Genomic DNA, 19,597 nt, shown 5'->3' with positions numbered 1-19,597 from the left:
TGGCAGGACGGCGGGAGCAGACTCCGAACTGGAAGAGGGGGGAAACCCATGTTCACTGTCACGCCGAAACTCATCACCACCAACAAGGAGCCGATCGCGACCTACCGCACCTACGAGGAGGCGCAGAAGACCGTCGACCACCTGTCCGACCACGGGTTCCCGGTGCAGGGCACGCTCATCGTGGGCGTCGGGCTGCGCTCGATCGAGCAGGTCGTCGCGCGCATGACGTACCTGCGGGCGGCCGGCTGGGGCGCGTTGAGCGGAGCCTGGTTCGGCCTGCTCATCGGCCTGTTCTTCGCGATCTTCGCGAACACCGCCGCGGCCCTGTTGCCCCTGCTGATCTGGGGCCTGGTCTGGGGTGCGGTGGCCGGGGCCATCTTCGGCCTGATCGCGCACGCGGTGCAGGGCGGCAAGCGGGACTTCGTCTCGGAGTCCGGCCTGGTGGCCGACAAGTACGAGGTGCTGGTCGACTCGGAGCACGCCGCCAGGGCGCATGAGCTGCTCGGAAGGGCGAGCATGTAGAGAACCGTCCGTCGTGACCCCGCCCCCGGTGCCCCGACCCCGCGCACGCTTCCGCCCGACCGGCCGGGCTCGTCCTGGCCGGGCTGTGGCGGTTCCAGGGACTGTTCGATCCGCCGCCGCATAGGCGCCCGCCCCCGGGGCAGTAAGCCCCTCGGCCCATGACCGGGCGAAAGGGGAAGCGATGCCGCAGTCCGCCGACACGGAGGCGATCGAGAGGGACCTTCCGCACGTGCAGCGGCGGCTGGACCACACGCGGCACATGCGGTCCGAGCCCCGGCCGATCGCTCTCACGGGCTGTGACGACCTTGAGCGCGAGGAGCTGCGCAGGGCGTTCACCCGGCAGCTCCTTTCTCCTTCCCTGACACTGCGCACGGCCGGGCGGACGCTGCACGCCGCGCTGGCCGACTGGCTGTTCATCGACCTCCTCGACGGCGGTCGCTGGCGGCGCGAGGTCCTGCTCGGCCGCTGCGGGCCGCCGGGCGAGCTGACCGAGGCGCTGTGGGCGCCCGGAGAGCTGGCGCGCGAGGTGCATGCCACGGGCCGGCCCCAGGTCAGCGCCCGCATCGAGGACCCGTACGCGCTGGGCCGCGAGGAGCGGGGCGCCTCGTGGGCCGGACTCTTCGCCGGCGGTTCGCTGATCTGCGTCCCGATCAGCGCCGGCGGCCGGTCGTACGGCACGCTCACCGCCGTCCGGCTGGGCGGCTCGAGCCCGCCGTTCACGCGGTCGGACGCCGCGCTGGTCGCCGAGCTGTGCGACCTCCTGGCCCTGCGCATCGAGCTGGACGTCGCGATCGCGAACGGCTGACACAGGCAAGAATCCCTAAGCATTCGGTTCGGCACGGTAATGCCGGGATTCGTGGGAAAACGCGCGGGCATGAGCGCGTTGGCCAGATCCCCCATGGCACCGGTGAGCCGATGCGGAGGGCGATGTGACCACGATCAAGCCGGGCGGTGAACGGCTGACCTCGCCGCCCGCGCCCGCCAGGGAGGATCGCACGGGCGCGCTGCTCGTGGCCTGGCTGCAGTCGACCGACCACAAGGTGATCGGCTACCTGTATCTGATCACCTCGTTCCTGTTCTTCTCCCTGGCCGGGCTGATGGCACTGGTGATCCGGGGCGAGCTGGCCCAGCCGGACCTGCACGTCGTCAGCCAGGAGACCTACAACCAGCTCGTCACGATGCACGGCACGATCATGATGCTGCTGTTCGCGACGCCGTTGTTCGCCGGGTTCGCGAACGTGGTCATGCCGCTGCAGATCGGCGCGCCGGACGTGGCCTTTCCCCGGCTGAACGCGGTCAGCTTCTGGCTGTTCCTGTTCGGCGGGCTGATGGTGGTGTCCGGCTTCTTCACCAGTGGCGGCGCGGCGGACTTCGGCTGGACCGCGTACACGCCGCTGTCGCACATGACGTTCAGCCCCTTCACCGGGGGCGACCTGTGGATCATGGGGCTGGCGCTGTCGGGCCTGGGCACGATCCTCGGCTCGGTGAACTTCTTCACCACGATCATCGCCCTGCGGGCGCCCGGCATGACGATGTTCCGGATGCCGATCTTCACCTGGAACGTGCTGCTGACCAGCATGCTCGTGCTGATGGCCTTCCCCGTGCTGGCCGCGGCGCTGCTGGTGCTGGAGTCGGACCGCAAGCTGGGCACCCAGGTCTTCGATCCGGAGAACGGCGGGGCGATGCTGTGGCAGCACCTGTTCTGGTTCTTCGGCCATCCCGAGGTCTACATCATCGCGCTGCCGTTCTTCGGCATCATCACCGAGGTCATCCCGGTGTTCAGCCGCAAGCCGACCTTCGGCTACATCGGCCTCGTCGCGGCCACCATCGCCATCGCCGGGCTGTCGATGACCGTGTGGGCGCACCACATGTTCCCCACCGGGCAGGTGCTGCTGCCGTTCTTCGCCTTCATGACGTTCCTCATCGCGGTGCCCACCGGCGTGAAGTTCTTCAACTGGATCGGCACGATGTGGCGCGGCCATCTCAGCTTCGAGACGCCGATGCTGTTCGCGATCGGGTTCCTGGTGACGTTCCTGCTCGGCGGGCTGACCGGGGTCATCCTGGCCTCACCGCCGCTGGACTTCCACCTGCACGACTCCTACTTCGTGGTCGCGCACTTCCACTACGTCGTCTTCGGCACGGTCGTCTTCGCCATGTTCGCCGGCTTCTACTTCTGGTGGCCGAAGATGACCGGCCGGATGCTCGACGACCGGATCGGCAAGTGGCACTTCTGGCTGCTGTTCATCGGCTTCCACACCACGTTCCTGGTGCAGCACTGGCTGGGGGCGCTGGGCATGCCCCGCCGGTACGCCGACTACAGCGCGGCCGACGGCTTCACCGACCTGCACCTGTTCTCCTCGGTGGGCGCCCTGATCCTCGGCCTGTCCACGCTGCCGTTCCTGTTCAACGTCTGGTACACCGCCCGCCACGCCCCACGGGTCACCGTGGACGACCCGTGGGGGTTCGGCAACGCGCTGGAATGGGCGACCTCGTGCCCGCCGCCGCGGCACAACTTCACCTCGATGCCGCCGATCCGTTCCGAGCGGCCCGCGTTCGACCTGCATCATCCGCACGTGTACCGGGGGCATCTCGACGACGAGGCCGAGGGGGCTCGTGACCGCGACGAGCTCGACAGGGCTGGTGACCACGGCGAGCTCGACAGGTCGTGGGACGACGGCGGGGCCGGCTCGGACAGGGAGAGGCCGTGACGCGGGACGCGGCGGCGGTGGGGTGATCGCGTCATGGATCTGTCCGACGCGGAGCGCCGGGCGCTGGCCGAGATAGAGCAGGGCCTGCGCGGGCGTGACCGCGCCTTCGCCCGGCGCATGGACCTGCTCAGCTCGGCGCCGCACCGGCACGGCGCGCAGCGGTTCGCCTGCCCGGTGACGCGCCGCGAGTTCGTGGGCGTGATCGTCGCCGTGCTCGGTCTCATCGTCCTCCAGGTGGTCGTGGTGTTCGTCGTGGGCGGGCACTTCTGAGAGGTGTTCGTCGTGGGCGGGCACTTCTGAGCACCTCGGGTTCCGCCTGCGTGCTGATCAGGGGGTCCATCTGATGTTCGGGTTGATGCCGCCGGTCCAGTTGAAGATGGCCATGTTGTCCCACTGGTTGCCGGTGCCGTTCATGTTGGCGGGGTCCCAGCCGTGGCCGGGGATGGCGTACCAGGTGGGCTCCCAGTAGAAGACGCCGATCGCCCCGGCCGAGCGGGCGGTGTTCTGGACGGCGGTGAAGTTGCTCGCCTGGCCCGCCCAGGTGGCCGGGTAGCCGGAGCAGGGCGCGCCGCCGTTCACCGCGTTCGCCTCGCTGTCGGCGTTGGCCGAGGTGAACGGGTACGCGGTCTCCGCCACGACGACCGGCTTGCCGTAACGCGTCCGCGTGTCGTTGATCACCGACGAGAGCGTGGACAGGGAGCCGTGCCACATGCAGTAGTACGACAGCCCGGTGATGTCCCACGGCACGCCCTTGGCGCGGATCCCGTCGTAGAACCAGCGCGCGTTGGCCATGCTGTTGGCGTTGGCGGTGTGGATGATCACCTGGGTGCCGCCGTTGCACGCCTTGGTGGCGTTGTAGCCGGCCTTCAGCAGCAGGCTCAGGTTGGTGAAGTCGTTGTTGACGACCCTGCCGTCGTTCCAGAGCATGCCGACGTTGATCTCGTTGCCGATCTGCACGCTGTCCGGCGTGGTGCCCTGCGCCTTGAGGCTGTTGCAGATGTCGTAGGTGTAGTCGTAGACGTCCGTCTGGAGCTGGCCGATGCCGTGACCGGCCCACGCCGCTGGCTTGAACTGCTTGCCCGGGTCGGCCCAGGTGTCCGAGTAGTGGAAGTCGATCATCAGGCCGAGGCCCCTGGCCTTGACCGCCCTGGCGTAGGCCAGGACCTTCGCCTTGTTGCTGTAGCCGCTCGCCGGGTTGTTCCAGATGCGCAGCCGGACGTAGTTGACCCCGACGCCGGTGAGGATGTCGAGGGGGTCGGCGGCCGTGCCCGCCGCGTTGTAGTACCTGCCGCCGAGGTCCAGGCTGCGCTGGACCGAGGAGATGTCGGCGCCGCGCATCGTCAGGGTGGCGGCGGTGGCGGGGACGGGGGTGAGCACGAGGACGAGGAGCGTCGCGAGGGCGAGCAGGATCGTCGTGGGTAAGCGGTATGCGGGCATCCCGATCTCCTTGGTCGTGTTGTGTGCACGTTCACGGACGGGTTGGGGGGAGACATACCTGAAAAATCGGCTTTTGAGGTGTGAAACGGTCGTTTGTTGTCTGTGAACGTTCACAGACTGGTTTGGGCATGAGGATAAATGATGAACCCGGCACGGGGAAGATCCGACTTTCAGCGAGAAAACCCGAGGCGCCCCCCTTGACATCCGGGGAGCGCCTCGGGTCGTGTGCGGCCGGGCGGCGGCCGTCAGGTGAGGCGGGCCTCCACGGTGACGAAGGAGTGGGCGGGCAGGTGGACGCGCAGCCCGGTGGCGGTGGTCGTGACCCGGTCGTGGGCGCGGGGGGCGACCGTGGCCGGCGCGTCGGGGGTGTTGTGGGACTGGAGGGCGCCGGCGGTGAGGAGCCGGGCGTGGACGTCCGCCACGGCGCCGCCGCGCAGGTCGAGCTCGAGGTCGGCGGGCTGGTCGGCGTCCAGGTTCGACGCCGACACGAGCAGGCGGCCGTCCTTACGGCTGGCCGACACCGACACGGTCGCCAGGGAGGCCGGTCCGACCTCGCGGGCGGGCAGGCCGGCGGGGGTGTCGACGCGGAGCGAGGCGGCGTCCTGGTGGCCCTTGTTCATCTCGAACACGTGGTAGGTGGGGGTGAGCACGAGCGCGCCGGTGTCGGGGTCGGTGAGGATCATGGCCTGCAGCACGTTCACCGTCTGGGCGATGTTGGCCATGACGAGGCGGCCGGCGTGGCGGTGGAAGACGTCGAAGTGCAGGCTCGCCACCAGGGCGTCGCGCAGGGTGTTCTGCTGGTAGAGGAAGCCGGGGTTGGTGCCCGGTTCGACGTTCCACCAGGTGCCCCACTCGTCCAGAACCAGGCCCACCTGCCGGCCCGGGTCGTAGCAGTCCATCACGTTCGCGTGGCCGGTGATGAGCTCGTCGACGCGGGCGGCCTGGACCAGGGTGCGGTAGTAGTCGCCGGTGTCGAAGACCGTGGCGTCGCCCTTGTCCTGCCAGGTGCCCGGGATCGTGTAGTAGTGGAACGACAGCGCCTGCATGAAGCCCTGCGGCCGGTAGGCGCAGCCCAGGTCGCCGAGCTGCTTCATGAGCGTCTCGGTCCAGGCGTAGTCGTCCGAGTTGGCGCCGGCCGCGATGCGGTAGAGCTTGTTGTCGCCGTGGTCGCGGCTGAAGGTGCCGTACCGGCGGGCCTCGGCGGCGTACTGCTGCGCGGTCATGTTGCCGCCGCAGCCCCACGCCTCGTTGCCGAGCCCCCAGAAGCGCACCCGCCACGGCTCCTCGCGCCCGTTGGTCTTGCGCAGCCGCACCATCGGCGAGTCGCCCTCGCGGGTGAGGTACTCCACCCAGTCGCTCATCTCCTTGACGGTGCCCGAACCGACGTTGCCGCTGATGTACGGCTCCGCGCCGAGCAACTCGCACAGGGCCATGAACTCGTGCGTGCCGAAGTGGTTGTTCTCCTCGACGTTGCCCCAATGGGTGTTGACCATCGACGGCCGCCGCTCCTTGGGCCCGACCCCGTCCATCCAGTGGTACTCGTCCGCGAAACACCCGCCCGGCCAGCGCAGGTTCGGGATGTTCAAGGCCCGCAGCGCCTCCACCACGTCCAGCCGGATCCCGCCGGCGTTCGGCAGGTCGCTGTCCTCGCCCACGTAGAACCCGCCGTAGACACAGCGGCCCAGATGCTCGGCGAAATGACCATAGAGATGCCGGTTGATCACCGGACCCTCGACATCGAGATTGATGATGGCAGGCACGACGGCAGCGCTCATGAATGAACCCCTGGCGATCGATAGGAGGACTCGGTGCCCTTCGGGCATCGCGAGATTATCGGGCGCCCGCCGGCACCGGCACGGTGGCCCGGTTGAGTAAGGGGGTACTCAGGCGCTCGCGGCCAAAGAGGCGCACGCTGGGACGGCGAACCGTGGAACCCTCAAGGAAGGCGATGCCGTGAGCGACACCTTCATCGTGCTGCGCGACCTGAGCCGGACGAGCACCCGCACGCCGTTCGAGACGGCGTCCGGGGCGGCGTCCGGGGCCGGCGGCGTACCGCATGAGCCTCATCTCGAGATCGCCGGCCTCACCAAGCGCGAGGTCGGCGACCTCGCGCGGGACGACACGGTGGTGGCGATGGCCCGGCCGATGCCCACCCAGGTGCCCGGCGGCCCCGAGGACGCCGACGCGCCCGTCCCGGAGGCGGAGGCGGCGGCGCAGGTCACCTGGGGCGTGCGCGCGGTCGGCGCCGACACCTCCGACAGGACCGGCGCGGGCACGCTGGTGGCCATCCTCGACACCGGGATCGACGCCACGCACCCCGCCTTCGCGGGCATGACGCTGGTCGAGAAGGACTTCACCGGCGACGGCGTCGGCGACAAGAGGGGTCACGGCAGCCACTGCGCCGGCACGGTCTTCGGCAGGCCGGTGAACGGCATGCGGATCGGCGTCGCGCCGGGCGTGGAGCGGGCGCTCATCGGCAAGGTGCTCGGCGACGACGGCCGGGGGAGCACGGCGGGGATGATCCAGGGCCTGCTGTGGGCGCTGGAACAGAACGCGGACGTCGTCAACATGTCGCTCAGCATCGACTTCCCGGGCGCGATCAGGAACATGGAGGACCAGGGGCTGCCGCAGTTCCTGGCCACCGCGATCGCGCTGGAGTCGTACCGGGCGACGCTGAGGCTGTACGACTCGCTGATGCGGATGGTGGCGGCGCGGGCCTCGTTCGGATCGGGCACCGTCATGGTCGCGGCGACGGGCAACTCCAGCCACCGCGAGCTCAACCCGTCCTTCGACGTCGGCCCCGAACTGCCGGCCGCGGCGGAGGGCATGATCGGGGTGGGCGCGCTGCGGCTCGACCCGTCGGGACGGCTGTCGGTGGCGCCGTTCTCCAACACGTTCGCGCAGATCAGCGCGCCCGGCGTGGAGGTCGTGTCGGCGCTCGCGGGCGGCGGGCTGATCGCCAAGAGGGGCACCAGCATGGCGGCGCCGCACGTGACGGGCGCGGCGGCATTGTGGTGGGAGGAGCTGCGGGCGGCCGACGAGGGCGCCAGGGCGGCGGCGGTGACGGGCCGGCTGCTGCTCACCGCCGCCAGGGACGTCTTCGACGAGAACGCCGACTTCGAGGACCTCGGCGCCGGCCTGGTACGCGCTCCGGCGTAGCCCCGCCGCCAGATCGCCGGTCAGGGCGCCGCTTCGCGCCTGCGGCGCAGGTGGTACGAGACGGTGGCGAAGGCCAGCGCGGCGCCCCAGACCGGCCAGAAGCACTCCGGCAGCCAGGCCCCCACTCCGCCAGGGCGAAGCGGCCCGCGAGGGTCCATCTGAGGTAGGTCAGCCCGGCCACGGTGACGATGATCGAGACGAACCCGGCCGGGACGACCGCCAGCAGGGGCGGCACCCGCCGGCCGCGCAGCCCGGGGATCCAGCGGGGGAAGACCTCGCCCCAGCGCTGGATCGGCCCCAGCGTGAGCACGCCGCCGAGCGCCCCGAACGTCGCCAGGTACGCCCCCGCCAGCCAGAGCCCGTCCTCGCCCGCGGCCAGGAACTCCCGGTTCACGCCCAGCGGGACGCCCAGGGCCCACGCCCACCGGGTCAGGCAGTACACCAGCGGCACCCCGACGGCCACGTACACCGCCCGCCGCCCGCGTTCCGGGGTGAACCAGCGGGCGCGGTCGCGGCCGTACGCGAGCGCGGTGGCGGCCAGCAGCAGCCCGCCCACCACGCACAGGAGCTGGTTGAGCACCGGCCACGGCCAGGCGTCGGCGAACGTGGCGCCGCCGAGGCCCCAGCCGAAGGGCGGCGCGACCAGCAGCAGCGGTGTGTACGCCACGCCCATCATGAGCCGGGAGTCGGGGATCACCAGGACCAGGAACACGGCGATCGGCCAGGCCAGGAAGGACGCCGCCCGGCCCCGCCGGGGATCTGAGCGGCATCGCCGCGGCGGCCCGGCGCTTCACCGAGGCGGGCGCGGCCGGGGTCCGGCTGAGCATGGACCCGGGGGCGGCGGTTCCCGCAGAGGTGGGGGCGCTGGCGTACCGGATCGTGATCGAGGGGCTGACCAACGTGCGGCGGCACGCGCCCGGCGCCACCCGCGTCGACCTGGCCGTCACCGCCGAGGCCGGCGCGCTCGCGATCACGATGACCAACGACGGCGTGACGGGGACGGGGAGCGGCCGGCGGGGCGGGACCGGGGTGCCGGCGCTGGCCGCGCTGGTCCGGGCGCAGGGGGGCGAGCTGGTGGCGCGGGCCGTACCGGACGGGTGGTCGCTGGCCGCCCGCCTGCCGCTGGCACAATCACCGGGGTGTCCACCCGCATCCTCATCGCCGACGACCAGGAAGGCATCAGAAGCGCCTTCCGGCTGATCCTCGACGCGCAGCCCGACATGACGGTGGTCGCCGAGGCCGCCGACGGCCGCACCGCCATCGAGACCGCGAAGGCGATCGAGCCCGACGTCGTGCTCGCCGACATCCGCATGCCCGGCGCCGACGGCATCGAGGTGGCCCGCGCCCTGGCCGGTACGGGCGTCCACGTCGTGATCGTCACCACGTTCGGCCGCAAGGAGTACGTGCACGCGGCGCTGCGCCACGGCGCCTGCGGCTTCATCCTCAAGCGCTCCGGCCCCGCCCTGCTCGTCGAGGCGGTCAGGGCCGCGATGAACGGCGACATGCTCATCAGCCCCCAGCTCACCGTCCGGCTGCTCCAGCGGCAGGGCGTGCCGCACGAGACGTCGGACGTCGTCCTCACCGAGCGCGAGGAGGAGATCGTGGCGAGGGTGGCGCGGGGCCTGACCAACGCGGAGATCGCCGCCGAGCTCTTTCTCGCGCCCGGCACCGTCAAGAACCACATCGCGGCGGTCCAGCGCAAGATCGACGCCCGGAACCGCGTCGCCATCGCCTCCTGGGCCTGGGCGACCGGCCGGGCCGAGCCGGGAAGAGCGTGAATTTAGGCTAGCCTTACCTAACTTTCAAGGCCATACTTGTCGTGCCACCACGGTCGAACGCTCGACGAGAGGAGGCGTTTTGGCATGTCATGAGGCGCGTACCAAGACAGGCGTACGCGCGGCCGTCCACGGCCGCCGGCCCGGCGACCGCGCTGCTCGTCCACGGGATCGGCGCGAGCGTCCTGGTGCTCGCGCTGCCCGCCTTCCTGACCCCGCTCCGAGAACCCGACGACCAACCCGCTCCGACACCTCGAACACCCATGGAGGTTCCATGACGAATCCGTTCGACGACGAGAACGGCTCCTTCCTCGTGCTCGTCAACGACGAGGGCCAGCACTCCCTCTGGCCCGACTTCGCCGAAGTGCCCACCGGATGGGAGGTGGCCTTCGGACCCGGTCCCCACGCCGCCGCCCTGGACTACGTCGAGCACCACTGGACCGACATGAGACCGCTCAGCCTGCAGCGGTCCATGGGCGCATAGGCGCCGGTGATCCCCACGACCGGACCGGTACGGGCCGCGGGGGGCGATCCCCGCGGCCCGCCCGTGACCTGCTGCGATGGTGCCTGCGGAGCGAAGGCGCGGCCATCGCGGCCGCCACCGCGCTCACCACGCTCTGGCGGCTCGCGCTCGTGTCCCTGCCCCTGTCCGTCCAGCGCGCCCTCGACGACGGCCTCGTCGCCGGGCAGCGCTCCGCCCTGCTCGCCTGGATCGCGGTGATCACCGTCACCGCCCTGCTCGCCTTCGGCCGGGCGCGTCGGTGCTGCTGAGCGAGGCGAGGGACAGCTTTCAAAAAGGACACTCCGCGGCGGTTCGCCGGGAGTTTCGTTGATGAAAGAGCCGTAGGCGTTGTCAGGTCAACTGTCAAGTGCGAAGGGTGATTCTCGATTCCTTTGTCGCGCTATTTCGGCGGGCCCGCGGAATTGTTCTCCAGGCATTCGCGGATCTCCTCCCGCATGGGAAGGGCCAGTGCGTCCGCGTGGGCCCGTTCCAGCAACGCGCCGATCTCCACCCGCTCGCCCGACTCCGCCGAGCGGATCGCCGCCTCGACCATCGCCAGGCTGTAGAGGTTGCGGGCGATCGCCCCCGACGGCTCCGCCCCCGTGCGCAGCGCGGCCGCGAAGTCCGCCAGCGCCCCGGCGATCTCCTCGGCGCCGCCCCGGGGCACGTCCACCGCGCCGCCGGTGCTCGACGTGACCCGGTCCTCGCCGTCCCACGTCGCGCTGCCCCCGGAACCGGAGGCCCGCCACTCGCCGTTCCACGAGGTCTCCAGCCCGCCGGCGCACCAGCTCCCGGTGAACATGTACCGGGTGCCGTCGTCGAACAGGAACGTCGCCGCCGCCGCGGCGTCGCCCCGATACCAGCTCCACGCGGGATTCCAGCTCTCGCAGGTGACCGAGACCGGCTCCGCGCCGAGCAGGTGGCGAGCGGCGTCGAAGGCGTGGATGGCCATGTCCACCAGCAGCGGCTGCGGCATCTCGTCGCGGAACCCGCCGAAGTGCGGCCCCTTGAAGAAGCCGGTGGTGAGCAGCCCGACCGTGCCCAGTTCGGCGATCCGGCGCCGGTACTCCGCCAGGGCGGCGTAGTAGCGGCGCGACTGGCTGATCATCAGTAGCCGCCCCGTGGCCTCGGCCGCCGCGGCCTGGACGAGCGCCTCGGCGAGTGTGGGCGCGGCCGGCTTCTCACACAGGACCGGCAGCCCGGCGAAGAGCGCCTCGACGTTGACCGCCGTGTGGGCGGCCGGCACGGTCACGTTCAGCACGGCGTCCGCCTCGGTCACCGCGAGGAGCCCGCCGAGCGAGGAGGCCACCGCCACGTCGAGGCCGACGCTCCGGACCGCCGCCCGCGCCCGGCCGGTGTCCAGGTCGGCCACCCCGACCAGCTCGACCCCCTCGGCGGCGGCCAGCGTCCGCATCCAGACCAGGCCCATCGCGCCCGCCCCCACCTGTACGAAACGCAGCGTCACTCCGCGCTCTCCTTGTTGCTCATCGCGCCCCGGTAGCCGTGCCCGGTGTGGAAGTCGCCCATCTCGTAGCGGAGCAGGTTCGGCAACTCGCGCCGGGACCGGTCGCCGGCCGCCCACTCCACGCCGTTGGCGATCACGTGCAGCACGTCCTCGTGGTGGTACACCGGATAGTCCTGGTCACCCGGGCTGAAGTAGAAGATCTTGCCGTTGCCCCGGCGGAAGGTGCAGCCGCTGCGGAACACCTCGCCGCCGGTGAACGAGCTGATGAAGATGAGCTCGTCGGGGGCCGGGATGTCGAACTGCTCCCCGTACATCTCCTGGGCGGGGATCACGATGGGGTGCGGGATGCCGCGCGCGATGGGGTGGGCCGGGTTCACCGTCCAGACCAGCTCGCGGTCGTTGTCGCTGCGCCAGCGCAGCGTGCAGGTGGTGCCCATGAGCTTGGTGAAGATCTTCGACCAGTGGCCGGAGTGCAGCACCACCAGGCCCATGCCGGACAGCACGTGCCGGTGCACCCGCTCCACCACCTCGTCGGCCACCTCCCCGTGGGCGGCGTGGCCCCACCAGGTGAGGACGTCGGTGTTCGCCAGCACCTCCTCGGTCAGGCCGTGCTCGGGATCGTCCAGCGTGGCCGTGGCGACCGTCGCCCCGTCGCCCAGCCAGTGCTCGATGCCGCGCCGGACGGCGTTGTGCATGCCGTCCGGATAGATCGCGGCGACCTCGGGTTCGACCTGCTCGTGGCGGTTCTCGCCCCACACCGTGACGTGGATGCTCACGTACGTTCCTTTCCTGTTTGACGGCTCTTACTTGACGGCGCCGCTGACGGCGCCGGCCGCGATGGAGCGCTGCGCGAAGATCAGCAGCAGGCCCGCCGGGATGGAGGCGAGCACGGCGGTGGCCATCACCGGACCCCAATTCTGCGTGTTCGCACTGATGTAGTCGTAGATGCCCAGCGTGATGGGCCGGACCTCGGGGGTGCTGGTCAGCGTGAGCGCGAACAGGAAGTCGCTCCACGCGTTGAGGAAGGTGAACAGCGCGGCGGTCACCAGCGCGTTCTTGCTGATCGGTACGACGATCGAGACGAACGCCCGCAGGTTGTTCGCCCCGTCCACCAGCGCCGCCTCCACGAGCGCCCGCGGGATGGCCCCCATGAACGCCCTGATGAGCAGCACCGCGAACGGGATCCCGCCGGCGGTGTTGGCCAGGATCAGGCCGAAGACGTTGTTGAGCAGGTTGAGGGAGTTGAACAGGGGATAGAGCGCGTTCGCGATGACCATGGCGGGGATCATCTGCGTGACCAGCAGCACCAGCAGGAACACGTTGCCGCCCCGCGTACGGAAGCGCGACAACCCGTAGGCGGCCGGCGTCGCGACGAGCAGCGTCAGCACGACGGTGCCCACCGCGATGATCAGGCTCGTGACGAAGTTCGCGCCCTGTTCCGAGATCGCCGTCGCGTACCCCGAGAGCGTCGGGCTGGACGGGAAGAAGGAGGTGGCGGCGGCACCGGAGTTGGCCTGCAGGCTGCTGTTGACCATCCAGTAGACCGGGAAGATCATCACGGTCAGGAAGAGGACGCCCAGCGCCGTCATCGGCAGCCGGCGCACGGTCGCGGAATCGTTCACGTCAGGCTCTTCACTCGTCGGGCTCGCGGCGCGAGATGTAGAGGTAGACCAGGGAGAAGGCGAGCGACACGACGATGAGGATGTTGCTGAGCGCCGCGCCCTGCCCGAAGTCGAACTCCACGAACGACTTGTTGTACGCGTTCGTGGCCAGCGTCTGGGTGGAGTTGGCCGGGCCGCCGCCGGTCAGGCCGAGGATGATGTCGACGACCTTGAGCGTGTAGACGACGCCGAGCACCATGACGACGCTGACCACGGGACGGATGCTCGGCCAGGTGATGTGCCGGAACGCCTTCCGGCCGACCGCGCCGTCCAGCGCTCCCGCCTCGTACAGCTCGCGCGGCACGGCCTGCAGTCCGCTGTAGAGGATCGCGACGTTGAACGGGATCCCCAGCCAGATGTTCACCCCGATCACCCCGGCGAGCGCGAGACCGGGGCTGACCAGCCAGGGCACGGGCGCGATCCCGAACAGCCCGAGAAACTGGTTCAGGACGCCGCTCTCCTGGTCGAGGATCCATTTCCAGACCGCGCTGGAGGCGATCAGCGGCAGCAGCCACGGAAGCAGCAGCAACGACCGCAGGAAACCGCTCAGCGGGAAATTGCGCTTGAAGAACAGCGCCAGCGCGAGCCCGATCGTGAACTGGAACGAGATCGACCCGATCGTGAACAGCGCCGTGTTGACCACGGTCGTCGTGAACAGGCTGCTCGACAGCGACGTCACGTAGTTCGCCAGGCCGACCCACGGCGCCTCGCCGGTGTAGAACGTCTCCGTCGTGTATTCCTGGAAACTCATGACGACGTTCTGGACGATGGGATAACCGAAGAACAGCGCCACGAAGGCGATGGCCGGCAGCGAGAACAACCAGTGCGAATGGCGCCGGACCAGGCGCGACCAGCGGGCTCCTCTCCCCAGGGGGCCCGCCCCGGCCCCGAGGCGCAGGTCTGCCGACGTCACTGGCTCTGGGCCTGCCGCAGCGCCTGCGCCGGATCGGCCTTGCCGGTCAGGGCGGCCTGCACGGCGGTATAGATCCTGGTCGCCGCCTTCGGCCACTCCTCGCCCAGGATCGCGGTGCGCGCGCGTGCCGTCTTCACGGCCGTCACGAACGGGGCGATCACCTCGTTGGACTTCCCGAACTCCGCGGCCACCTTCAGGTCCGACGGCACGGTCTGCCGGAGCTTGGCCGACTCGAGCTGCATCTCCGGCGAGATCAGGCATTTCACGAACTGCCCGGCCTTGGTCATCTTGGCCTTGTCGCCCGTGCGCGGCACCGTGTACACCTCACCGCCGAGCGGCGCGACCGTCGTCTGCGACGCCAGCCGGGTCGGGACCGTGAACGCCGCCCACGTCACGTTCTTCTGCTTCCGCAGGGTGGGGATCTGCCACGGCCCGTTGACGACCATCGCGGCCTTGCCCGCGATGAACTGGCTGATCACGTCGTCCTGGCTCCAGTTGACGGAGCTCTTGGAGATCGACCCGTCGTTCTGCAGGTCGAGGACGAACTGCAGCGCCTGGGCGGTCTCCGGGGCGGCGATGTTCTGCTCCGAGCCGCCGTTGCCCCACATGAACGGCAGGAACTGCCACGAGCCCTCGTAGGTGTTGATGTTGCTCATCGCGAAGCCGTAACGGCCCTGCCCGGTCAGCTTCTTCGCGTACGCCCGCAACTCGTCCCACGTCCTGGGCGGCTCCGTGATGCCGGCGGCCTCGAACAGGTCCTTGTTGTAGAAGATGTTGAGGGTGTTCACGGAGGGGGCGAGCCCGTACAGCCTGCCCTCGTACGTGCCGGCCTTCACCACGGCCTCCACCATGCCGTCCCCGCTCATCCCGTAGTCGGTCAGCGGCGCCAGCGCGCCCGAGGCGGCGATCTGCTGCACGTCGGGGTTGTCGAGCATCAGCACGTCGGGAAGGGTGCGCGAGGAGCTCTGCTGGAGCACCTTGGGGATCAGCCCGGGCCCCGGGATGTGGCTGATCTCGACGCCGACGCCCGTGGTCTTCGCGCACGAGCGGTAGATCGGGTCGTGCGCCGGCTCGTAGTAGTCCTGGATCGTCAGCGTGTTCGGCGAGCCGGAGCCGGCGGAGCCCGATCCGCCGCACGCTGTCAGGGAAAGGGGGAGGAGGGCCGCCGCCGCGACAGCTACTTGGTGCGCCTTCGCCCGACGCTTCTTCGCTGTCTTCATGTGAGCTACTCCTTCTGCTGAATGCATCCGGCGTATCCGTGCATGACCGCGTCGCCGGCGGTGCACGGCATTCGGGGGGAGTCGGTCGTCGGGAAAAGAAACAGGAGGCGTGGGACGCGCGTGCGCGACCGCCCGAGGCTCATCCCTTTTTCGCGGGGCCTCGGTGCTCATGGGCCGTGGACACTGACAAGGAAAAGCGCTTAACCGGCGCTTGCTTGTGAAGTATGTTGCGCCTATCGTCCGGTGATGTCAACCACAAGTTAAACGTTTTACGCTCGAGGCTGCGGTATAGTCGCACTGCTTTCCGCGCGTTCCCCTCGCTCCTCGCGCGTCCGTACGAGTCGGGAGGCGTCCTCCATGGTCACGATGCGCGATGTCGCCGCGCGGGCGAACGTCTCCATCGCCACGGTGTCGTTCGTCATCAACGGCACCAAGCCCGTCGCCCCGCAGACCCGGGCCCGCATCGAGGCCGCCATCGCGGAGCTCGACTACCGGCGCAACGTGGTCGCCCGCGCCCTGGCCAGCTCCCGCACGCACATCCTCGCGCTGCTGCACCCCGACCTGGAGAACCGGCCGAACGCCACGGTGATCCAGTTCGTCATGAGCGCCGCCCACGGCGCCCGCGAGCGCGGCTACGACCTCGTGCTGTGGCCGGTCAACGGCGACGAGCAGATGTCGCACCTGCTCGCCGGCGGCCTCGTGGACGGCGCGCTGCTCATGGAGGTGCAGATCCACGACTCCCGCGTCGACCGGCTCATCGCCTCACGAGTCCCGTTCGCGCTGATCGGGCGGACCGAGAACGACGACCTGCCGTTCGTGGACATCGACTTCGACACCACGATCGACCAGGCCGTCGACCACCTCCGCTCCTACGGTCACCGGCGCATCGCGCTCGTCACCCAGCGCACGAAGGCCCGGCCCGGCGACGAGCCCGGCCGGATCATGCGGGCCGAGTCCGCCTACCGCGCCGCGATGGCGGCGCTCGGCGAGCCGCCCGCCGTCGTCACCGTGGAGGGCACCTCGGCCGGCGGGCGGGAGGCCGCGCGCACGCTCGACGCGGACTTCCCGCGGACGACGGCGGTCATCCTGGTGAACGAGGGCGCCTCGGCGGGGCTCGTCAAGGGGGCGCGGGCGCTCGGCCGGACCGTACCCGGACACCTGTCGATCATCTCGGCGTCCACCACCCGCGAACTCGGCGAGATGATCGAACCGGCCCTGACCGTCATGGAGGCGCCGGCCGCCCAGCTCGGGCGGCTCGCCGCGAACGCGCTGATCGACCAGCTCGAAGGCGTCCAGGACGCGCCCCCGCACCGCCTCATCCCCTGCACGCTGATCCCGGGCCAGTCGGTCGCGCCCCCACCGGCCCATCCCTGACGCGCGTGCCGGGCCGGCCCCGCCCCTAGCGCTCGCATGCCCTTTCTGCATAGCTTGCTGTCATCGGGCATAATCAACGAGTTCTCCAGCCCGTGGAGGGGGCGACGCATGAGTGACGAGGCACGGTGGTTCGCGGGGATCGATCCGAGCACACCCAACCTCGCCCGCATGCACGATTACTTCATCGGCGGCAAGGACAACTTCGCCGCCGACCGGGAGGCCGCCGAGGCGGTGCTGGCCATCGCGCCGGAGGTCCGGGTCATGGCCCAGGAGCACCAGGCGTTCCACGTCCGCGTGGTCCGCTACCTCGTCGAGCAGGGCGTCACCCAGTTCGTCAACCTCGGCTCCGGCCTGCCCAGCGAGCTCAACACGCACGAGCTGGCCCGCTCCCTGGCCCCCGCCGCCCGCGTGGCCTACGTCGACAACGACCCCGTCGTGCTCACCCACGGCCGGGCGATCCTGGCCAGGGGGCCGCGCACCACCGTCGTCAAGGGCGACGTCATGCACCCCGCCGCCCTGCTCGCCGACCCCGGCCTGCGGAAGGTGATCGACCTCGACCGGCCGGTGGCGGTGCTGCTGTTCGGCGTCCTGCAGTACATCCCGGACGAGCGCGACCCCTTCCGCCGCGTGGCCGAGCTGATCGACGCGCTGCCCGCGGGCAGCCACGTCGTCATCACGCACGTCGTGTTCGACTCGCGGCCGGAGATCGCGGCGCCGATCGTGGAGCTCTACCAGAAGCTGCTCGGCCACAGCGAGGGCGACGCCCGCTCCCGCGACGAGGTGCTGCCCTTCTTCGACGGCCTCGACCTGGTCGACCCGGGCCTGGTCTACGTCCGCGAGTGGCGGCCCGACAGCCCGTTCGGCTCCGACCGGCCCGAGAAGGCGTGGGTGCTCGTCGGCGTGGGCCGCAAGAACGGCTGACCTCAGGCGATGCGATAACCCACGCCGGGCGTCGTGGCGATGACCGGCGGGTCGCCGAGCTTGCGGCGCAGGCGGCCGATGGTGACCGTGACCGTGTTGGTCAGCGGGTTCGCGTGCTCGTCCCACACCTGTTCGAGCAGGTCCTCGGCGCTGAGGAAGGCGGGCGAGGCCCGCAGCAGGGCCTCCAGCAGGGCGAACTCCTTCACCGACAGCTCCAGGTGACGGCCGTCCCGGGTCGCGGTACGGCGGAGCGGGTCGAGCTCGACGCCCGCGGCGCGCAGCGTCCGGGGCCGGGCGGAGGGCTGCCTGCGGGCCAGGGCACGGATGCGCAGCACCAGCTCGGGGAAGTGGAAGGGCTTGGCCAGGTAGTCGTCGGCGCCCAGCGTCAGCCCGGCCACCCGGTCGCCGGGCGAGCCGGCGGCGGTCAGCATCAAGACCATGATCCGGTCGTCGCGTTCGGCGATCATCCGGCAGAGCATGTCGCCGTGGATGCCGGGCAGGTCGCGGTCGAGGACGACCACGTCGTACGCGTTGAGGTCGAGCTTGGCGGCGGCCTCCAGCCCGTCGTGGGCCACGTCAACCGCCATGCCCTGATCGCTCAGCCCCTCGGCCAGCACGGCGGCGAGCGCCCGCGCGTCCTCCACCACGAGCACCCTCACGCCCCCACCTCCACCGGAACGACACCGGCGAGCACTCTCACGCCCCCACTTCCACCGGCGAGGCCGCCAGCGGCAGGGTGACGATGACCAACAGGCCGCCCTCCGGCCGGGCGCGCAGGTCGAGGTCGCCGCCGTGCGCGGCGGCGACGGCCGCGACGATCGACAGGCCCAGCCCCGAGCCGTCGCCCGCCCCGGTACGGTCGGCGCCCAGCCGCTGGAACGGCCGCCCCAGCCGCTCCACCTGCTCCCGGTCCAGCACCGCCCCGCCGGTCTCGACGACGAGCCGGGCCGTGCCGCCGGTGCCGCCGGTGAGGTCGGCGCCGGCGGACAGCCGGATCCAGCCGCCGTGGACGTTGTGGGTGACGGCGTTGTCGATCACGTTGCCGACCATCTGGGCGAGGAGCGTCCCGTTGCCCCGTGTCCACGCGGTGTCGAGCACGGCGTCGGCGTGCACGGTGAGCCCCTTGGCCGCGATGCCGGCGGCGTGGCCGTCGAGCGCGACGCTCAGCAGCCGCCCGAGCGAGAGCGTGACACGGTCCGACAACGCGCCGTGCTCGGCCCTGGCCAGCAGCAGGAACCCTTCGAGCAGCCGGTCCACCTGATCGAGCTCGGTACGCAGCCGCCCCGCCAGCGCCGTGGTCTGCGCCGGCACGGGATCCGGCTTGGCCAAAGCCACGTCCAGGGAGGCCCGCATGGTGGCCAGCGGCGTACGCAGCTCGTGGGAGGCGTTGGCGACGAACCTGCGCTGCGCGGCGAACGAGCCCTCCAGCCGCTCCAGCAGCCCGTCGATGGTGTCGGCCAGATCCTTGACCTCGTCGGCGGGCCCCGCGGCGGCCAGCCGTTCGTGCAGGTTGTCGGCGGAGATCCGGCGGGTGGCCGCGGTGATCGTCCGCAGCGGGCGCAGCACCCGGCCGGCCACGATCCGGCCCAGGATCGCCGACACCACCGCCATGACGGCGAGCGCCACCGCCGAGCCGGCCAGCACCTGACGCGCCTGGGTCTCGTGCGCGCCGGCGAGCTGCGCCTGGAGCAGGGCGATCTGCTCGGCCGCGGCCGGCAACGTGCTCACCTGGCCCGGCCCGGGCGCGGACTGGGTGACCTGCTCGCCACCCAGGCCCACGAGATTGGTGATGGCCAGCAGCCCGACGCCGGACAGCAGGAACAGGGCACCGTACAGGACGGTGAAACGCATCCGGACGGTACGCCGCGGCTTCCTCATGCGTCCCAGCATGCCCTGCCCGGCCTAACAACGATGTGACAGCCTCCGTTCGGCCCGTGTTA

General features: G+C 70.6%; 22 protein-coding genes. 12 read left to right on the top strand and 10 right to left on the bottom strand.

What is annotated here, in order from left to right:
* The first annotated feature begins 48 nt into the window (after positions 1-48).
* The 4 genes from AB0I15_RS46430 (at position 49) to AB0I15_RS46415 (ending at position 3,500) form a co-directional block, all read left to right on the top strand.
* The gene (locus tag AB0I15_RS46430; protein WP_358111641.1) at positions 49-522 is read left to right on the top strand and encodes a general stress protein; all 474 of its coding nucleotides are present in this window, start codon (positions 49-51) and stop codon (positions 520-522) included.
* A gap of 181 nt (positions 523-703) precedes the next feature.
* A complete protein-coding gene (locus AB0I15_RS46425; protein WP_358111638.1) occupies positions 704-1,327 on the top strand; it encodes a GAF domain-containing protein in 624 nt (207 codons plus the stop codon).
* Positions 1,328-1,460: 133 nt separating this feature from the next.
* The gene (gene ctaD / locus AB0I15_RS46420; protein ID WP_358111721.1) at positions 1,461-3,230 is read left to right on the top strand and encodes a cytochrome c oxidase subunit I; all 1,770 of its coding nucleotides are present in this window, start codon (positions 1,461-1,463) and stop codon (positions 3,228-3,230) included.
* Positions 3,231-3,263: 33 nt separating this feature from the next.
* Entirely contained in the window at positions 3,264-3,500 is a 237-nt protein-coding gene (locus tag AB0I15_RS46415; RefSeq protein ID WP_358111636.1) for a DUF3040 domain-containing protein, read from the top strand.
* 57 nt (positions 3,501-3,557) lie between these two features.
* Here AB0I15_RS46415 and AB0I15_RS46410 read toward each other — a convergent pair whose 3' ends face one another.
* Together AB0I15_RS46410 and AB0I15_RS46405 are read right to left on the bottom strand one after the other, a co-directional pair.
* Positions 3,558-4,667 (bottom strand): glycosyl hydrolase 53 family protein, encoded by a 1,110-nt coding sequence (locus AB0I15_RS46410; RefSeq protein ID WP_358111633.1) that lies wholly within the window; start codon positions 4,665-4,667, stop codon positions 3,558-3,560.
* A gap of 245 nt (positions 4,668-4,912) precedes the next feature.
* Positions 4,913-6,442: an alpha-L-arabinofuranosidase C-terminal domain-containing protein gene (locus tag AB0I15_RS46405; protein WP_358111630.1), complete on the bottom strand. Its 1,530-nt coding sequence runs from the start codon at positions 6,440-6,442 to the stop codon at positions 4,913-4,915.
* Between the two features lie 178 nt (positions 6,443-6,620).
* Here AB0I15_RS46405 and AB0I15_RS46400 point away from each other — a divergent pair, with 178 nt between their 5' ends.
* The gene (locus tag AB0I15_RS46400) at positions 6,621-7,826 is read left to right on the top strand and encodes a S8 family serine peptidase (RefSeq protein WP_358111627.1); all 1,206 of its coding nucleotides are present in this window, start codon (positions 6,621-6,623) and stop codon (positions 7,824-7,826) included.
* Here the strand turns inward: AB0I15_RS46400 and AB0I15_RS46395 are convergent.
* Positions 7,747-8,538 carry a hypothetical protein gene (locus AB0I15_RS46395; protein ID WP_358111624.1) on the bottom strand — a complete coding sequence of 264 codons (792 nt, stop codon included), beginning with the start codon at positions 8,536-8,538 and terminating at the stop codon, positions 7,747-7,749. The genes AB0I15_RS46400 and AB0I15_RS46395 overlap by 80 nt on opposite strands.
* Before the next feature lie 113 nt (positions 8,539-8,651).
* On the opposite strand from AB0I15_RS46395, the gene AB0I15_RS46390 reads away from it, so the two are divergent.
* From AB0I15_RS46390 to AB0I15_RS46370, 5 genes are all read left to right on the top strand, one after another.
* On the top strand, positions 8,652-9,026 hold the full coding sequence (locus tag AB0I15_RS46390; protein ID WP_358111621.1) for a hypothetical protein: 375 nt from the start codon (positions 8,652-8,654) through the stop codon (positions 9,024-9,026).
* Positions 8,966-9,604, top strand: a complete 639-nt coding sequence (locus AB0I15_RS46385) for a response regulator transcription factor (protein ID WP_358111618.1) — start codon at positions 8,966-8,968, stop codon at positions 9,602-9,604. Before AB0I15_RS46390 ends, AB0I15_RS46385 begins: the two co-directional genes overlap by 61 nt.
* An 89-nt stretch (positions 9,605-9,693) precedes the next feature.
* Positions 9,694-9,879 carry a hypothetical protein gene (locus tag AB0I15_RS46380; RefSeq protein WP_358111615.1) on the top strand — a complete coding sequence of 62 codons (186 nt, stop codon included), beginning with the start codon at positions 9,694-9,696 and terminating at the stop codon, positions 9,877-9,879.
* On the top strand, positions 9,876-10,085 hold the full coding sequence (locus AB0I15_RS46375) for an MbtH family protein (protein ID WP_358111612.1): 210 nt from the start codon (positions 9,876-9,878) through the stop codon (positions 10,083-10,085). Before AB0I15_RS46380 ends, AB0I15_RS46375 begins: the two co-directional genes overlap by 4 nt.
* A gap of 149 nt (positions 10,086-10,234) precedes the next feature.
* Positions 10,235-10,372 (top strand): hypothetical protein, encoded by a 138-nt coding sequence (locus AB0I15_RS46370; protein WP_358111609.1) that lies wholly within the window; start codon positions 10,235-10,237, stop codon positions 10,370-10,372.
* Positions 10,373-10,503: 131 nt separating this feature from the next.
* Here the strand turns inward: AB0I15_RS46370 and AB0I15_RS46365 are convergent, their stop codons facing one another.
* The 5 genes from AB0I15_RS46365 to AB0I15_RS46345 are packed head-to-tail and all read right to left on the bottom strand — an operon-like array spanning position 10,504 to position 15,362.
* Positions 10,504-11,568: a Gfo/Idh/MocA family oxidoreductase gene (locus tag AB0I15_RS46365; RefSeq protein ID WP_358111606.1), complete on the bottom strand. Its 1,065-nt coding sequence runs from the start codon at positions 11,566-11,568 to the stop codon at positions 10,504-10,506.
* A complete protein-coding gene (locus AB0I15_RS46360) occupies positions 11,565-12,344 on the bottom strand; it encodes a ThuA domain-containing protein (RefSeq protein ID WP_358111603.1) in 780 nt (259 codons plus the stop codon). Before AB0I15_RS46360 ends, AB0I15_RS46365 begins: the two co-directional genes overlap by 4 nt.
* Positions 12,345-12,371: 27 nt before the next feature.
* On the bottom strand, positions 12,372-13,190 hold the full coding sequence (locus tag AB0I15_RS46355; protein ID WP_358111600.1) for a carbohydrate ABC transporter permease: 819 nt from the start codon (positions 13,188-13,190) through the stop codon (positions 12,372-12,374).
* A 10-nt stretch (positions 13,191-13,200) separates the two neighbouring features.
* The gene (locus tag AB0I15_RS46350) at positions 13,201-14,142 is read right to left on the bottom strand and encodes a sugar ABC transporter permease (RefSeq protein WP_358111597.1); all 942 of its coding nucleotides are present in this window, start codon (positions 14,140-14,142) and stop codon (positions 13,201-13,203) included.
* Positions 14,139-15,362: a sugar ABC transporter substrate-binding protein gene (locus AB0I15_RS46345; protein WP_358111594.1), complete on the bottom strand. Its 1,224-nt coding sequence runs from the start codon at positions 15,360-15,362 to the stop codon at positions 14,139-14,141. The genes AB0I15_RS46350 and AB0I15_RS46345 overlap by 4 nt, the downstream gene beginning before the upstream one ends.
* Before the next feature lie 366 nt (positions 15,363-15,728).
* Between AB0I15_RS46345 and AB0I15_RS46340 the strand changes: the two genes are divergently transcribed.
* On the top strand, positions 15,729-16,736 hold the full coding sequence (locus tag AB0I15_RS46340) for a LacI family DNA-binding transcriptional regulator (RefSeq protein WP_358111591.1): 1,008 nt from the start codon (positions 15,729-15,731) through the stop codon (positions 16,734-16,736).
* Positions 16,737-16,844: 108 nt separating this feature from the next.
* Positions 16,845-17,657 (top strand): SAM-dependent methyltransferase, encoded by an 813-nt coding sequence (locus AB0I15_RS46335; RefSeq protein ID WP_358111588.1) that lies wholly within the window; start codon positions 16,845-16,847, stop codon positions 17,655-17,657.
* Positions 17,658-17,659: 2 nt separating this feature from the next.
* Here the strand turns inward: AB0I15_RS46335 and AB0I15_RS46330 are convergent, their stop codons facing one another.
* Together AB0I15_RS46330 and AB0I15_RS46325 are read right to left on the bottom strand one after the other, a co-directional pair.
* On the bottom strand, positions 17,660-18,316 hold the full coding sequence (locus AB0I15_RS46330) for a response regulator transcription factor (protein WP_358111585.1): 657 nt from the start codon (positions 18,314-18,316) through the stop codon (positions 17,660-17,662).
* A 37-nt stretch (positions 18,317-18,353) separates the two neighbouring features.
* Positions 18,354-19,535, bottom strand: coding sequence for a HAMP domain-containing sensor histidine kinase (locus AB0I15_RS46325; protein ID WP_358111582.1), 1,182 nt, complete (start codon positions 19,533-19,535; stop codon positions 18,354-18,356).
* Positions 19,536-19,597 lie beyond the last annotated feature (62 nt).

The organism is Nonomuraea sp. NPDC050643, from assembly GCF_040654715.1.
Taxonomy (GTDB): domain Bacteria; phylum Actinomycetota; class Actinomycetes; order Streptosporangiales; family Streptosporangiaceae; genus Nonomuraea.
The sequence above is the reverse complement of the archived record's forward strand: the minus strand, read 5'-3'. Positions and strand labels throughout refer to the sequence as shown.

What these genes read in the sequence shown, in the direction of transcription:
- AB0I15_RS46430 (WP_358111641.1), top strand. Translation starts at nt 49, where the DNA reads ATGTTCACTGTCACGCCGAAACTCATCACCACCAACAAGGAGCCGATC.
- AB0I15_RS46425 (WP_358111638.1), top strand. Translation starts at nt 704, where the DNA reads ATGCCGCAGTCCGCCGACACGGAGGCGATCGAGAGGGACCTTCCGCAC.
- AB0I15_RS46415 (WP_358111636.1), top strand. Translation starts at nt 3,264, where the DNA reads ATGGATCTGTCCGACGCGGAGCGCCGGGCGCTGGCCGAGATAGAGCAG.
- AB0I15_RS46410 (WP_358111633.1), bottom strand. Translation starts at nt 4,667, where the DNA reads ATGCCCGCATACCGCTTACCCACGACGATCCTGCTCGCCCTCGCGACG.
- AB0I15_RS46405 (WP_358111630.1), bottom strand. Translation starts at nt 6,442, where the DNA reads ATGAGCGCTGCCGTCGTGCCTGCCATCATCAATCTCGATGTCGAGGGT.
- AB0I15_RS46390 (WP_358111621.1), top strand. Translation starts at nt 8,652, where the DNA reads ATGGACCCGGGGGCGGCGGTTCCCGCAGAGGTGGGGGCGCTGGCGTAC.
- AB0I15_RS46380 (WP_358111615.1), top strand. Translation starts at nt 9,694, where the DNA reads ATGAGGCGCGTACCAAGACAGGCGTACGCGCGGCCGTCCACGGCCGCC.
- AB0I15_RS46375 (WP_358111612.1), top strand. Translation starts at nt 9,876, where the DNA reads ATGACGAATCCGTTCGACGACGAGAACGGCTCCTTCCTCGTGCTCGTC.
- AB0I15_RS46345 (WP_358111594.1), bottom strand. Translation starts at nt 15,362, where the DNA reads ATGAAGACAGCGAAGAAGCGTCGGGCGAAGGCGCACCAAGTAGCTGTC.
- AB0I15_RS46340 (WP_358111591.1), top strand. Translation starts at nt 15,729, where the DNA reads ATGCGCGATGTCGCCGCGCGGGCGAACGTCTCCATCGCCACGGTGTCG.
- AB0I15_RS46335 (WP_358111588.1), top strand. Translation starts at nt 16,845, where the DNA reads ATGAGTGACGAGGCACGGTGGTTCGCGGGGATCGATCCGAGCACACCC.
- AB0I15_RS46325 (WP_358111582.1), bottom strand. Translation starts at nt 19,535, where the DNA reads ATGAGGAAGCCGCGGCGTACCGTCCGGATGCGTTTCACCGTCCTGTAC.